At 44.1% G+C, this 14434-nt stretch carries 12 protein-coding genes; 3 read left to right on the top strand and 9 right to left on the bottom strand.

The window, feature by feature from the left end; translation table 11 throughout:
• Positions 1–102: 102 nt before the first annotated feature.
• The 3 genes from tpiA to folE all read left to right on the top strand — a co-directional run bounded on the left by tpiA (position 103) and on the right by folE (position 2040).
• The gene (gene tpiA / locus HMPREF1532_RS19025) at positions 103–858 is read left to right on the top strand and encodes a triose-phosphate isomerase (RefSeq protein WP_005933667.1); all 756 of its coding nucleotides are present in this window, start codon (positions 103–105) and stop codon (positions 856–858) included.
• A 147-nt stretch (positions 859–1005) separates the two neighbouring features.
• Positions 1006–1452, top strand: a complete 447-nt coding sequence (locus HMPREF1532_RS19020; RefSeq protein ID WP_025818994.1) for an SPOR domain-containing protein — start codon at positions 1006–1008, stop codon at positions 1450–1452.
• A gap of 6 nt (positions 1453–1458) precedes the next feature.
• The gene (gene folE / locus HMPREF1532_RS19015) at positions 1459–2040 is read left to right on the top strand and encodes a GTP cyclohydrolase I FolE (protein ID WP_005933661.1); all 582 of its coding nucleotides are present in this window, start codon (positions 1459–1461) and stop codon (positions 2038–2040) included.
• A 36-nt stretch (positions 2041–2076) separates the two neighbouring features.
• Here folE and dnaG read toward each other — a convergent pair whose 3' ends face one another.
• The 9 genes from dnaG to recJ form a co-directional block, all read right to left on the bottom strand.
• On the bottom strand, positions 2077–4098 hold the full coding sequence (gene dnaG / locus HMPREF1532_RS19010; RefSeq protein ID WP_005933658.1) for a DNA primase: 2022 nt from the start codon (positions 4096–4098) through the stop codon (positions 2077–2079).
• A 110-nt stretch (positions 4099–4208) separates the two neighbouring features.
• A complete protein-coding gene (locus tag HMPREF1532_RS19005) occupies positions 4209–4655 on the bottom strand; it encodes a chitobiase/beta-hexosaminidase C-terminal domain-containing protein (RefSeq protein WP_224203425.1) in 447 nt (148 codons plus the stop codon).
• 205 nt (positions 4656–4860) lie between these two features.
• Positions 4861–5634 (bottom strand): prephenate dehydrogenase, encoded by a 774-nt coding sequence (locus HMPREF1532_RS19000; RefSeq protein WP_005933653.1) that lies wholly within the window; start codon positions 5632–5634, stop codon positions 4861–4863.
• A gap of 231 nt (positions 5635–5865) precedes the next feature.
• Positions 5866–6927, bottom strand: a complete 1062-nt coding sequence (locus tag HMPREF1532_RS18995) for a bifunctional 3-deoxy-7-phosphoheptulonate synthase/chorismate mutase type II (protein WP_005933649.1) — start codon at positions 6925–6927, stop codon at positions 5866–5868.
• Positions 6928–7038: 111 nt separating this feature from the next.
• On the bottom strand, positions 7039–8220 hold the full coding sequence (locus HMPREF1532_RS18990) for a pyridoxal phosphate-dependent aminotransferase (protein ID WP_005933647.1): 1182 nt from the start codon (positions 8218–8220) through the stop codon (positions 7039–7041).
• Positions 8195–9043, bottom strand: coding sequence for a prephenate dehydratase (locus tag HMPREF1532_RS18985; RefSeq protein ID WP_005933644.1), 849 nt, complete (start codon positions 9041–9043; stop codon positions 8195–8197). The genes HMPREF1532_RS18990 and HMPREF1532_RS18985 overlap by 26 nt, the downstream gene beginning before the upstream one ends.
• Positions 9044–9433: 390 nt before the next feature.
• Positions 9434–10396 (bottom strand): tetratricopeptide repeat protein, encoded by a 963-nt coding sequence (locus tag HMPREF1532_RS18980; RefSeq protein ID WP_005933641.1) that lies wholly within the window; start codon positions 10394–10396, stop codon positions 9434–9436.
• A gap of 109 nt (positions 10397–10505) precedes the next feature.
• The gene (locus HMPREF1532_RS18975; protein WP_005933639.1) at positions 10506–12404 is read right to left on the bottom strand and encodes a RecQ family ATP-dependent DNA helicase; all 1899 of its coding nucleotides are present in this window, start codon (positions 12402–12404) and stop codon (positions 10506–10508) included.
• A 159-nt stretch (positions 12405–12563) separates the two neighbouring features.
• Positions 12564–14282, bottom strand: coding sequence for a single-stranded-DNA-specific exonuclease RecJ (recJ, locus tag HMPREF1532_RS18970; protein ID WP_005933637.1), 1719 nt, complete (start codon positions 14280–14282; stop codon positions 12564–12566).
• Positions 14283–14434: the final 152 nt, after the last annotated feature.

The following is a 14434-nucleotide window of genomic DNA, read 5'->3' as shown; positions in this document are numbered from 1 at the left end:
TCATCAATCGTGTAGCCTAATAAGTATATCGTGTAATTTAAATCGTTAAATCGTAAATCGTTAAATCGTAAATATATTAACCCTTTTAATAATAAAAACAAAATGAGAAAGAACATTGTAGCAGGAAATTGGAAAATGAACAAAACCCTTCAGGAGGGTATTGCTCTTGCAAAAGAATTGAATGAAGCATTGGCTGCTGATAAGCCTAATTGTGATGTAGTAATTTGTACTCCGTTTATTCATCTGGCTTCTGTTACTCCTATCGTTGATGCTGCGGTTATCGGTGTAGGTGCAGAAAACTGTGCAGATAAAGTGGAAGGTGCTTATACAGGTGAAGTTTCAGCCGCTATGGTTGCTTCTACAGGTGCAAAATATGTAATCTTAGGTCACTCTGAGCGTCGTGCTTATTATGGTGAAACTGTTGAAATCTTGAAAGAGAAAGTTAAATTGGCCTTGGCTAATGGTCTGACTCCGATTTTCTGTATCGGTGAAGTGTTGGAAGAACGTGAAGCAAACAAGCAAAACGAAGTGGTTGCCGCTCAATTAGCTTCTGTATTCGAATTGTCTGCCGAAGATTTCGCAAAGATTATTCTGGCTTACGAACCGGTTTGGGCTATTGGTACAGGTAAGACTGCTACTCCTGCTCAAGCACAGGAAATTCACGCTTTCATCCGTTCGGTGGTTGCTGAGAAATATGGCAAAGAAATTGCTGATAACACTTCTATTCTTTATGGTGGTAGCTGCAAGCCTTCCAATGCTAAAGAATTGTTCTCAAACCCGGATGTTGACGGTGGTTTGATCGGTGGCGCTGCTTTGAAGGTTGCTGACTTCAAAGGTATCATCGATGCTTTTAAATAATTAGCAGACTATGAGTTACAGGCTGCGGGGATACTCCGATGTAGGGATGTTTCATGGCTTGTAACTCGTAGTTTATAATTATTGTAGTCTTTATCATTTGTGGTTTATAACTGTGTTGCAGTTTACGAACCGCCCAAAACTACTTTTATGAGAAAACTCAGTTTACTTTTGTTGTTATTTGCTTTTACAGGTATAGTTCGGGCTCAGAATATAGTAAAGAGTTTAGAGCGATATGTGCCCGGGCAGGGTAAGGTAACCATTCATCAGGATCCACGGATAGAAGCGTTGTTGGGGACGGAATATGTTGCTACCGGAGAACAGACGATTTTGAAGTCTCCCGGTTATCGTGTACAGGTGTATGCCGGTAATAATTCGCGTACAGCCCGTAATGAAGCGACTAATATGGCTTCAAAAGTGAAAGAATATTTTCCGGATTTGAAAACATATGCCTTTTTTACTTCTCCCCGTTGGCTTTGTCGTGTGGGAGATTTCCGTAGTATCGAAGAAGCGGATGCTATGATGCGGAAGTTAAGAGCGACCGGTGTATTCAAGGAAGTTTCTATTGTAAAAGATCAAATAAATATCCCCTTATAATTTCGTATGTTAGAAAAAGAAGAAATCGTCTCTCCGGCATTGGAGGATTTGAAAAGTCATTATCGTAGTATTATTACTTTGTTGGGCGAAGATGCTGAAAGAGAAGGTCTGCTGAAAACTCCGGAACGTGTAGCCAAAGCAATGTTGAGTCTGACTAAAGGCTATCACATGGATCCTCATGAAGTATTGCGTTCGGCTAAGTTTAAGGAGGAATATAGCCAGATGGTGATTGTGAAAGATATTGATTTCTTCTCTCTTTGTGAGCATCACATGTTGCCCTTCTACGGGAAGGCGCATGTAGCATATATCCCTAACGGCTATATCACAGGTTTGAGCAAGATCGCTCGCGTAGTCGATATTTTTTCTCATCGCCTGCAAGTACAGGAACGCATGACACTGCAAATCAAGGAGTGTATTCAGGAAACTCTCAACCCGTTAGGAGTAATGGTAGTGGTAGAGGCAAAGCATATGTGCATGCAGATGCGTGGGGTGGAAAAGCAGAACTCGATAACTACTACTTCTGATTTTACCGGAGCTTTCAATCAAGCTAAAACCCGGGAGGAATTTATGAATCTGATCAATCGGTGAGTTTAGCGAGTAGTGATAAGTGATTGGCGCTTATCACTAACGAAGCACCACCCTGTCTCCCAGTCTTTTGGCCATTAAGCTTTCTATTTGTTTCATCTCTTTATAGCGTTGCATAAGGGCGGCGCATTTCTCATCATCGGCTTCATTGGCAGGATCTTGCAGGGCATACATGATATGTTTTAACTCTGCAGCTACAATGGCATTCTTAAAGTTGATCATCAGTAGGGGAACTAATTCGAAAAGACGTTCCTCGTCTGTGGTTATTTTCTGTGTTTTTGAGTGGAACTTGCTCAGTTGATACCGGTCACTGGCCAATTCCGTGGCAATGGAACTGAGTTCCGGATCGGAATGAGCTATGAAGTAACGTTCGGCAATGAAGCCCGAATCATGGACATGGGTCATTGCTTCGGTAAGAATACGGCGGTGCATCGGATTATGGAAGGCAAGATCGTCTTCTTTCAAGTCATTGACTACATATTCGATGACGCTAACCGGAATTTCTTTTCCTTCTTCATCTTCCATGTTACACATGATCTTCTCTCCATAACGTATTATTGCCTGGATAACCAAACGTTCATATCGATAAAATTCTTGCCCCTCTTTTCCTTCCTGCGGGATATAGGACCGGTAAGGATCTTCCACATCATCTGGAAGAAACGGCGGCGGGAAATCTCCGCCCGATACATCAGCCGGCATTCCGGAAGGCGCATTGTTGGGGTTATTAAGGGTTGGCTTGTTTTCTTTTTCCGCCTGTATTTCCCTTCGTTTGGCAACTTCCGAAACGAGTAGTTTGTCTTCCACGCGCAATAGTTGTCCGCACTCTTTGATATATACGTCGCGTACAATGGCTTCCGGGATTACCGAGATGCTTTGCACGATGTTGTTTATCAGTTCTGCCCGTTTGATGGGATCTTTACCGGCGTCTTCCAGCAATAGATTGGTTTTAAAGCGGATAAAGTCCGTTTCATGTTCTTTGATGAACTGTTGAAACTCGGTGGCATTGTGTTTACGGGCAAAAGAATCCGGGTCGTCGCCGTCGGGCAGAAGGCAGACTTTAATGTTCATTCCTTCTTCCAGCAGCATGTCAATACCACGGATGGAGGCTTTGATGCCGGCCATGTCACCGTCGTAGAGTACAGTAATGTTATTGGTAAAACGGTGGATAAGGCGTATCTGGCCGGGAGTCAGAGAAGTTCCGGACGAAGCGACCACATTCTCCACACCTGATTGATGCATGGAGATAACGTCTGTATAACCTTCTACAAGGAAACATCGGTCTTGCTTTACAATTGCTTGTTTGGCAAAGTAAATCCCGTATAGTTCGTTGCTTTTATGGTAAATTTCCGATTCGGGAGAGTTTACGTATTTGGCCAGTTTTTTGTTTTCTGTGCTGAGCACACGTCCACCGAATGCTACAACTTTACCCGAAAGTGTATGTACAGGAAACATGACACGTCCCCAAAAGCGGTCGCGCAGACGGCCGTCGTCTGTTTCGTAACAAAGCCCGGTTTTAACGAGATATTCCTTTTTGAATCCTTTACGGATAGCCTCTTGGGCCAGTGCATCGTGGCTTTCCGTACTGAAACCCAATTGGAATTTTTCAATAATATCGTCCCGGAAACCCCGTTGACGGAAATAAGCCATACCGATACTTCTACCGTCTACGTGATTCTTTAGTATATTTTGAAAGTAGTCACGGGCAAAGTTGTTGACAATGAACATACTTTCACGCGTACTTTGCGCTTGTTTCTCTTCATTGGTCAACTCCCGTTCCTTGATTTCGATGTTATACTTTTTAGCCAGATATTTTAGTGCTTCGTAGTACGACATCTGCTCGTGTTCCATAACGAAGTGTACGGCATTTCCTCCTTTCCCGCAGCTAAAGCATTTACATAGCCCTTTCGAGGGGGAAACGCTGAAAGAAGGGGTTTTTTCATTATGGAACGGGCACAAGCCCACATAGTTCACCCCGCGTTTGCGTAGTGTGACGAATTCGGATACTACGTCTACAATTTGTGCAGCATCGAGTATACGGTCTATGGTTGCTTGATCTATCATGGATTCTCCTTTGTTTTTTGCGAACACAAAGGTACAAGATATTTCCGGGATAATCAAGTTAATTAATATTCATACCAGATAAGGAGGGGTTTCCTTAGCTTAAAAATAACTTATGGTTTCCATATCATTTTGTGAGTCTCCAATTGTCCGTCTTCATAGGTTGTGATAACAATATTCATTCCTTCGGTTGGTGAGAATAGGGGGGTACCGGATAGCGGTAGATAGATGCGTGAGATAATCTTTTTATCTGTTTGCTCATTTATAATGCCAGAACCTCCATACATATATTCTGCTATTGGTGAATCAAGATAGCCATCCTTTGTTGTAATGGCTTTTATGGTTACGCTGTGGCTATTACCGGTAATCTCCTCTGTGTAAAGGGGGGATTGTTTGGTAGGAATAGTACCGTCTAATGTGTAGTGGATTTCTGCATCTGCTGTTTCGCAAAACATTGTGATACGCATATATCTTCCTCCATCTGTGCTTGTAGCTACCTCAATAATAGGAGCTGGAAGGGTTTCCGTTGGGAGATTTTCATTGTAATTAGTCGTGACCATTTTTTCTTGAGAATGCCCTTGCATACAGGTAGCCAATAATAGACAACAGTAAATCGTTAGAGAAGTAATATGTTTCATACGCTTGTAAAATATAAGGTGTAGTACAAATGTATGAATATTTTTGATACTATGTTCTTTTTTTACATAAAAAACTCTGGTATCCAATATAAATGACACCAGAGTTGGTCGTTTAAAATTAGATATATTATTTAATCTTTTCCCGTATCTTCGTCAGATATTTCTTCATTCCTTCGGCATCCTTATTCTCTATAATCTCCAGAAGATTCTTCAATTCCGTCCGGATATTGGCTACTTGTGCCGGGGTACGAGGGTTGAAAAGAATTTCCTGCAAGAGATAATCGTCTTCGCTCAGAAGTCCTTTAGCAATGGCCATATGCTTCTTGAAAGTCGTTCCCGGAGCTTCTTGATGCTTCATGACGGCAGCAAATACAAAGGTGGAAACGAAAGGGATGGAGAGTGAATAAGCTACTGTTTCATCATGTTCGTCGAAAGTATATTCGAATATGTTCAACCGGAGACTGTTGTACAAATCCTTGAAGAATACTTTCCCCAAATGATCACTTTCGCTAATGATAATGGCACTCTCACTGCTCAAGTTGCTGAGACTGGCAAAAGTGGGACCGAACATCGGATGGGTGGAGACATAACGGAAGCCGCTCTCTTCATAAAATTTCTTCAGTCCGGTTTTTACGGAAGCAATGTCGCTTAGGATACAGTCTTTAGGCAATACAGGCAGAACTTTGCGGAAAGCGTCCAGCGTATATTTCACTGTAGCTGCATTGATGACTAATTCCGGTTCAAACTCTTTGATTTCTTCCAGAGTTGTGAAACGATACGTGTTGTAGACAAAACGCAACTGATGCGGGTTGACGTCGAACACGGCCGTCTCGTGCTGAAAACTCAGTATGTCAGTAAAAAAAGAGCCCATTTTTCCGGCTCCGAGAATTAAGATTCGCATACGATATGATTGGTTTAAAAAGGCTTTGCTTTCTCTTGACAGTAAAAGAAGCGGAGCCAAAGATGTAGGAACAATTATCGTTTCACAGCTGTGAAACGGTTTTCTCACAGTTGAGAGATACTCGTCTCACAAATGAGAGAAGAGCGTCGCACGAATGTGAAACGCTACATACTCATTATGGTTTTTATCTTTTTCTAACTGTGACGGGTTCTTTTTCTCGTAATGAACTGTCTATTTATTAATAATCTCCATTTGCTGACGAACCGATTCTTCGTGTATCGCTTCGAAGATGGTTTTCATGAATTCGGCTCCCATTCCGCATTGCTCGCCTTGTGCACCGCGTTTTTCCAGAATTTCGTTATAACGTCCTCTTTGGAGTACGGTGATGCCATGCTCTTTTTTGTATGTGCCTATTTCGCGTGCCACGCGCATACGTTTTGCCAGTTCTTGGATGATGTTATCATCACATTCGTCAATCTGCTTGCGTAGCTGGCTCAGGTTTTCAGTAGTTTGTGTTTCCTTACGGATGACGAGCAGGTTCAGGATGTAGTCCAATACATCCGGAGTGACTTGCTGGGCAGCGTCGCTCCATGCGCAATCCGGATTACAATGGCTTTCTACGATCAGACCATCGAAGTTAAGGTCCATCGCCTGTTGGCAAAGCGGTGCTACCAGTTCGCGTTTTCCACCGATGTGGCTCGGGTCGCAGAAGATAGGCAGTTCCGGTAGACGACGGCGCAACTCGATGGGGATGTGCCATTGCGGAAGATTACGGTATAGCTTTTTATCGTAGCTGCTGAAACCGCGATGAATGGCTCCCAAGCGTTTCAAACCTGCGTTGTTGATACGTTCCAGTGCACCGATCCATAGTTCGAGGTCGGGATTTACCGGGTTCTTTACCAACACGGGGATATCTACTCCTTTCAGCGCATCGGCAATTTCCTGTACGGCAAAGGGGTTGGCGGTGGTGCGTGCACCTACCCATAGGATGTCGATACCGGCTTTCAGACATTCGTATACATGTTTTGCAGTAGCTACTTCGGTAGAAACATACATACCGGTTTCTTTTTTCACCTCTTTCAGCCAGCTCAGTCCTTCTACACCGATGCCTTCGAAACCGCCCGGTTTGGTACGTGGTTTCCAAATTCCGGCACGGAATATTTTCATTCCTTTAGAGGCCAGCTCTTTGGCGGTAGTCATTACTTGTTCTTCTGTTTCTGCACTGCATGGACCGGCGATAACGATCGGTCTTTTGGCTTCAACGCCCGGCAATAAAATTGATTCGAGTTCCATAATTTAATAATTTGCTTATAGGTCAATGCGCCGATGTGGTGATTGACTGGAGCTTTTGTTTATTTGTTATTTGTTTTTGTTATTCTCATTCTCTGAACGGATGCGTCGGCATTAAACTGCTTTTCTTATTCTTTCCAATGCTTCTGCAAGTTTGGCGTCTTTGCAACAAAGGGAGATACGGATGTATCTTGCACCATTGCTTCCGAAAATGAATCCCGGAGTGATAAAGACGCGTGCTTCATGTAGAATCCTCTCGGTCAGTTCTTCGACATGGGTGTATGTATCGGGGATTTTTCCCCACAGGAACATGCCTACTTGGTTTTCATCATAACTACATCCTAACGTTTTCATGATCTCTCCGGCCAGATGACGGCGGTTGCGGTAGTTACGATTGTTACTTTCGTACCATTCGGCATCCGCTTCCAAAGCTTTGGCGGCTGCCAGTTGCATGGCACGGAACATACCACTGTCGATGTTGCTTTTCACTTTCAGTATCCATTGTACGAATTGTGCATTGGATGCCAGCATACCGATGCGCCATCCCGGCATATTGTGGCTTTTACTCATGGAGTTGAATTCAATGCAGCACTCTTTCGCTCCCGGTACGCTGAGAATGCTCAACGGATGGTTGTTCAAAATGAAGCTGTAAGGGTTATCGTTCACGATGATAATGTTTTTGCGACGGGCAAAGTCCACCAGGCGTTCATACATTTCTATGGTAGCGTTTGCTCCCGTGGGCATATTCGGATAGTTGGTCCACATCAGTTTCACCCGGCTCATATCCGTTTTTTCCAGTTCATCGAAATCGGGCATCCATCCTGCGTCTTCTTTCAGATTGTAGTTCACGATCTCTGCCCCTAATATTTTGCTCAATGAAGTATAGGTAGGATATCCCGGATTGGGAACCAGTACCTGCTCTCCCGGATTGACGAAAGCCAGTGTTACATGCAGGATTCCTTCTTTCGAACCTATCAACGGCTGTATCTCTGTTGCCGGATTCAGTTCCACATTGTACCATTTCTGATACCAGGCGGCAAAACTTTTACGTAATTCCGGGATGCCGACATAAGGTTGATAGCCGTGTCCGTCCGGATTTTGTGCTTCGTTGCACAATGTCTGCACGGTTTCTTCGGACGGTGGCATGTCGGGACTGCCGATACCCAAACTGATAACGTCTTTACCTTCCGCATTCATTTGCGCTACTTCTTTCAGTTTTTTCGAGAAATAGTATTCGCTTACGCCAGCCAGCCGGTCGGCAGGAGCTACATTATATGTTTGATTTTCCTTCTGCATATTCGCCTAATATTTTAAGTTCTTTCGTTAATGGAGTAATTGCGGTAATTGCCTGTTTATATCTCAAATAGTCGTTGAATGACACGTCTACATAAAATTGATATTCCCATTCCCGGCCGATGATGGGAAGTGACTGTATCTTGGTCAGATTGATGTTGTAGAAAGACAGGATGGAGAGCACTTGAGACAGGCTGCCTTCCGTGTGGGGTAAGGTGAATACCATACTCGCTTTGTTTATATCTGATGACTGACAACGGCGAAGTTCGTCCACTTGCCAGGGATCGGCTACCACGAGGAAACGGGTGAAGTTGTGTTTATTGGTCTCGATGCCTTCTTGTAGAATTTTCATGCCATAGCGTTCGGCGGCTACTTTAGAACAGATAGCGGCGTGTCCTTTCAGGTCTCCGGTTTTTATCATTTCGGCACTTAGGGCGGTGTCTTCGCCTTCCACCACTTTGATGTCGGGATGCTGTTGCAGGAATTCGCGGCATTGCATTAATGCGATGGGGTGGGAGTTGACTTCTGTGATATCGTCCCAGTCCTCTTCGGGCAGGCAGACAAAACTGTGTGATATGCGTAGTTTATATTCTCCCATAATCTGCGTACCGCTTTGACGCAGCAGTTCGTTGTTATGCAGCAGGCTCCCCGCGATGGTATTCTCGATGGCCAGCATACCGATGACCAGGCTGTCTTTGTGAATCGCTTGAAACACATCCTCGAAAGTGGCGCAACAGATTAATTCTATTTCTTCCCCTTCGAAATACTTGTGTGCGGCGATATCATGATAAGAGCCGAGCGTTCCTTGAATTGCTATCTTCTTCATTTCTTTCAGTGTATGATATAAAAAAATCCCGCATCCATTATGGAGCGGGATTTATATGATTACTTTCTTCATTCAGTCCTTAAGCATCACTGTCACTTGATACATACAAACTCCCGCTCTACTTTCTGGCTAAAGTAAAAGTAAAAAAAGAAGTAATATGTAAAGCTAAATGCGTTCATACTAACAGTTGTTTCTGTTTTAATTCGGGGACAAATGTAATACTTTTCTTTTAAACACAAGCAAAAAGAGAGTTTTTTTTGCATTTTCCTAAGAATATGTTTGTTTTTTGCCTTGCCGCCGCAGTGATATGGCTATTTGTCAAAGCTTCCTCTCTTTTTTATTTAATGTTCTCGCCACTTGTCGTAGCTTTCCGAATGGAGGTACGAGGCATCAGAATATGCCGGGCATCGTTTCTTGTTTGGGAGCCAGATTATTGAATTGGCCGTTTACGTTTTCTCCCTCCTTAGGATTGATTTCGAGAGCTTTTTTCATATCTTCGATGGAACCGTCCTTGTCACCGTTCAGCAGTTTGGCACGACCACGTTCGTGATAGGCTTTTCCGAAGTTGGGATTTAATTCGATTGCTTCGTCGAAAAGACTGATAGCCTCTGTCAGTTTCTTCTGTGTGATAAAGAGTTGTCCGAGATAGAGGTAAGCCTGTTCGTTGAATGGATTTACCTCCGTGACTTTCAGATAATCGGTCTCTGCTTCTTCGGGCTTTCCTTCGGCTTCCTGTAGTTTTCCATGTAGCAGGATGGCAGCCTCGTCGTCCGGGTTTTGGGCAAGAACCGCTTCGATGTCTTCGGCGGCTTCTTTGAGTTGGTTCATTTTTACCAAGGCTTCGGCGCGTAACAGGTGCGCTTCTATGAAATCATCTTTCAAAACGATTGCTTTAGTCAGGTGCCCGATAGCCATGAGGTCATCATTCATTCCTTGTGTAGCCTTACCGAGCAGGTAGTGTGCCATGGCGTTACCTTCTTCTATTTCGATAGCTTTTTGGGCGGCAGTCTCCATGCTTTTATAGTCTTCCTGCATGTAGCATACATTGGCCAGAGCAAGATAGGTGCTGGTCAGTGTAGGCTCCAGTTCCACCATGCGGTTCAGTATTTCGCGGGCTTTGTCCAGTTCGGTTAGTTGCACGTAGAGTTGGCTAAGATAACTTAGTGTTTCAAAATCCTCTTCTATGGCGAGGGCTTCGGTAAAACATTTTATGGCATAATCCGGTCTGCCCATACGTTGGGCGCGCAATCCATCGTATTTGAATATCTCAAAGTTCTTTTTGGCAGTTTTCTGTTTCTCGTTTTCCGGGTCTTCGGATTTACCCGAAAAGAATGATTTGAAGAAGTTCGGCATATGTATATGTGTTTATAAGATTATTGATTGCAAATGTAGTAATTCTTGTTTGATTTACCGCATCGAATAGCGTGGAGTTTCGTGTGAGGGGATATTCTCGTGTGTGTCGTCAGCCGATGCTCAGTATACCGTCTTTTATTTTTATCTCCCCTTCTTCGAGCAGATATTGAATGGCATGTGACAGTAGGTCCCGGTCTGCTTCTGTTTTTTCAGCAACTTCGGCAGGGGTGAGAACTTGTTCTTGGAGTATGGTTAATAGTTCTTTTTTCAGCTTTTCGAAAGTATCGGTGGGTAATTCATGGGCTGCATGTCCACTGAGACATACATCGCATTGTCCGCAATTGTTCTCATTCTTTTCACCGAAATATCGAAGAAGCATGCGGCTGCGGCAAGCGGTTTCGGAGGTGACGTAATCTACCATTGCACGGATACGTGCTTCATAACGCTCTTTGCGTTCTTCGTATACGGCGGGGGAGATGTGCAGATGGTTGAGTTCGACACGCTCACGCGTATATATAATATAAGGTGTCTTTTTGCGTGGAATGTAATCAATGATGCGGCGTTTGGACAATGACATTAAAACGTTATAGATTTGTTGGCGTGTCAATCCTGTACGCAAGCTAAGGGCTGTTTCGCTGATATAGGCATAATCGGTGAAGAGGCCGGTATAAGAACGGAGAATGGTTTGCACCAATGCTTCCGTTTCATTTCCCATTTCGCGCAATTTATATAATTCGTCACGGCGGATGGTAAAGATAATGCGTGAAGCATTGTCCTGTTCATCGGTGTATTCTATGTATCCGGCTTGGGTAAGTATTTTCAGTGCACTGTCTGCCGGTACGGGGAAATGTTTGAATTTGCGGCAAAACTCCTCCAGATTAAACTCTTTTGTACAGCCCAATCCATCTCCCATTGCCATCTGATAGTAGTATTGGAGATGTTCGTATACCTTTTTTATGTAATCTTTGTCGGGAAAGGTGTCCGGGATGCGTTTGTGCAGAGTTACTTTGTCCGATTTTGAATACAGGATTACGGCATACGCTTTTTCACCATCACGTCCGGCGCGTCCGGCTTCTTGAAAGTAAGCTTCGGGAGAATCTGGAAGGTCGAGGTGAATCACCAGACGCACATCGGGTTTATCGATCCCCATCCCGAAGGCATTTGTTGCCACCATGACCCGGCATTCGCCATCCTGCCAACGTTTCTGACGGATATCTTTAACGGCATTATCCAGACCGGCATGGTAGAAGTCCGCAGTAATGCCTTCATGGGTTAACAGTTCGGTCGTCTCTTTCGTACGCCGGCGACTACGGACATAAATAATGGCGCTACCCGGCATTCTGCGGAGAATATGCAATAATTCGGCGGTTTTGTTATCTGTCTTTCGTACGATGTAGGCAAGGTTTTTCCGTTCGAAACTCATGCGGAATACATTCTTTTCTCTGAATTTCAATCGGCTTTGAATATCTTGCACTACATCGGGAGTGGCTGTGGCTGTCAAGGCCAGCAAGGGAACACTCGGCAATAATTCGCGTATATCGGCAATCTTGAGATAAGCGGGGCGGAAGTCATATCCCCATTGAGAGATACAATGGCTTTCATCGACAGTAATCATGTTGACTTTCATGGCACGGAGTTTCTGCTTGAAGATATCCGTATCCAACCGCTCAGGAGAGATATAGAGGAATTTATAGTTACCGAAAATACAATTCTCGAGTGCAATGAGTATCTCCTGCCGGGTCATGCCCGAATAAATGGCTACGGCTTTAATTCCTCGTTGCCGGAGGTTCTGCACCTGATCTTTCATCAGGGCGATAAGTGGAGTTATAACAATACACAGACCGTCTTTGGCAAGGGCCGGAACTTGAAAAGTAATGGATTTCCCGCCACCCGTAGGCATGAGGCCCAATGTATCCCGTCCTTCACCGATACTTTTTATGATCTCCTCCTGTATGCCACGGAAAGAGTCATATCCCCAGTACTGTTTGAGTATTTCGTGGTAAAACATTTATTTAGTTGAAAGTTGAGAGTTGAGAGTTGGCTGCGCGATCGTCTTAGTTAAGAGCCTTTTTTTAGTTGAAAGTTTGCTGCGTAATCACGCTGAATAGTAATTTTCAACTTTCAACTCTCAACTTTCAACTGAAAAAGGGCTTTTAACTGAATAAGGTTATTCAATGGGTTTTATATCTTCAATCTGCAATTGCACTTCACCTCGTTTATGAGTATTCTCTTCGATGGTGTAGCAGATGTCAAACGAACGTTTGGTTTTGATATAACGTACGTGTGAACTCTGTCCGAAAGCAATACCGTTCATTACATTGTTCGATTTGTTGTCTACCAGTTCGAGCTTGATGTGTTCCTGATCGCGACCTACCACTTTACTTGTACCATAGTCGTAGACGTGATGTGTGCAGAATATGGGTTTTTGATTATCGGGACCGAATGGGTTGAACTTCTTCAGATCATTAAAGAATTTCGAAGTGATGTCCCGAAAGTCTATCTCTGCATCGATATCTATGACAGCGCTGGTCTGTTCCGGAAGGATGTGTTTTGAAACGAACTCTTCAAAGCGCTGGGTAAATGCCTGTACGTTTTCTACCTTCATGGATAGTCCGGCGGCATAGGTGTGTCCTCCGAAGTTTTCCAATAAATCCCGGCAGTGTTCTATTGCCTTGTATACATCAAAACCGGAAACGGAACGGGCAGAACCGGTGGCCATATCATCGGTTCGGGTTAATACTACGGCGGGGCGATAGTATATTTCCGTCAGTCGCGAAGCTACAATGCCGATGACTCCCTTGTGCCATTCTTCGTTGTAAAGAACGATGGAGCGGCGGTCGGCCAGACCTTCGAGGTTAGCTACGATCTGGTTGGCTTCTTCCGTCATGCTTTTATCCAGGTCTTTGCGGGTTTCATTGTATTGGTTTATCTGGTTGGCTTTTTCCAAAGCCATTGAGAAATCCTTTTCCGTCAACAAGTCTACTGCTTCTTTCCCGTTTTGGATACGGCCGGATGCATTGATACGCGGTCCGATTTTGAATACGATATCACTGACAGTAATGTCCTTCTCTGCCAAACCACATACATCGATGATGGCTTTCATTCCTACACTGGGGTTGCTGTTGAGCTGTTTCAGACCGTGATGTGCCAAGATACGGTTTTCTCCCATAATCGGCACGATGTCCGAAGCGATACTGACCGCTACGAGATCAAGCAATGGGATGAGATGATGAAATTCGATACCGTTGCTGATAGCAAATGCCTGCATAAATTTGAAACCTACCCCGCATCCCGATAAGTGTTCGTACGGATAGGTATTATCCAACCGTTTTGCATTGAGAATGGCTACGGCGGGTGGCAATACATCATCGGGTACGTGATGATCGCAGATAATGAAATCAATACCTCTTTCGCGGGCATATGCAATTTCATCAACGGCTTTGATGCCGCAGTCGAGTACGATTATCAAGCCGACACCGGTGTCGGCGGCATAATCCACTCCTTGGCGCGAAATCCCGTAACCTTCGTTGTAACGGTCGGGGATGTAATAGTCTAAGTTTGAATAAAACTGTTGGATAAACTTATAAACCAGTGCCACGGCTGTGGTACCGTCTACGTCATAATCTCCATAAATCAGAATGCGCTCTTTCTTTCCCATCGCCCTGTTCAGACGTTCCACTGCGATATCCATATCCTTCATTAAGAACGGATCGTGCAGGTCGGGTAGTTGCGGACGGAAGAATTTCCGGGCTTCATGTACCCGCGTAATCCCCCGCTGCACCAAAAGTCGTCCTAAGATAGGGCTAATCCCTAACTCTTGGGCCAATGTCTGGCTTATCTCTACCTGTTCTGATGTGATGGGTTGATAATTCCATTTGTGATTCATTTTATATATTGTTTTTTCTTTTTCTTATCTCAAGGGTGCCGGAGAAGCACTTTTCTCCAACAAGCTGTAAAAGTACGAAAAAAACAGGAAGCACAGATAGAATGTAGCGAAAATATTTCATGGGATGATATTTTCGCTTTGCAGAAACTTTG

This window comes from Bacteroides salyersiae WAL 10018 = DSM 18765 = JCM 12988, assembly GCF_000381365.1.
Lineage (GTDB): Bacteria > Bacteroidota > Bacteroidia > Bacteroidales > Bacteroidaceae > Bacteroides > Bacteroides salyersiae.
This window is presented reverse-complemented; position numbering and strand designations above follow the sequence as displayed.

Coding starts and splice junctions, on each gene's coding strand:
- HMPREF1532_RS19000 (WP_005933653.1), bottom strand. CDS start 5,634: ATGCGAATCTTAATTCTCGGAGCCGGAAAAATGGGCTCTTTTTTTACT.
- recJ (WP_005933637.1), bottom strand. CDS start 14,282: ATGAATCACAAATGGAATTATCAACCCATCACATCAGAACAGGTAGAG.
- HMPREF1532_RS18990 (WP_005933647.1), bottom strand. CDS start 8,220: ATGCAGAAGGAAAATCAAACATATAATGTAGCTCCTGCCGACCGGCTG.
- HMPREF1532_RS18975 (WP_005933639.1), bottom strand. CDS start 12,404: ATGTTTTACCACGAAATACTCAAACAGTACTGGGGATATGACTCTTTC.
- HMPREF1532_RS19020 (WP_025818994.1), top strand. CDS start 1,006: ATGAGAAAACTCAGTTTACTTTTGTTGTTATTTGCTTTTACAGGTATA.
- tpiA (WP_005933667.1), top strand. CDS start 103: ATGAGAAAGAACATTGTAGCAGGAAATTGGAAAATGAACAAAACCCTT.
- HMPREF1532_RS18995 (WP_005933649.1), bottom strand. CDS start 6,927: ATGGAACTCGAATCAATTTTATTGCCGGGCGTTGAAGCCAAAAGACCG.
- folE (WP_005933661.1), top strand. CDS start 1,459: ATGTTAGAAAAAGAAGAAATCGTCTCTCCGGCATTGGAGGATTTGAAA.
- HMPREF1532_RS19005 (WP_224203425.1), bottom strand. CDS start 4,655: ATGGTCACGACTAATTACAATGAAAATCTCCCAACGGAAACCCTTCCA.
- HMPREF1532_RS18980 (WP_005933641.1), bottom strand. CDS start 10,396: ATGCCGAACTTCTTCAAATCATTCTTTTCGGGTAAATCCGAAGACCCG.
- dnaG (WP_005933658.1), bottom strand. CDS start 4,098: ATGATAGATCAAGCAACCATAGACCGTATACTCGATGCTGCACAAATT.
- HMPREF1532_RS18985 (WP_005933644.1), bottom strand. CDS start 9,043: ATGAAGAAGATAGCAATTCAAGGAACGCTCGGCTCTTATCATGATATC.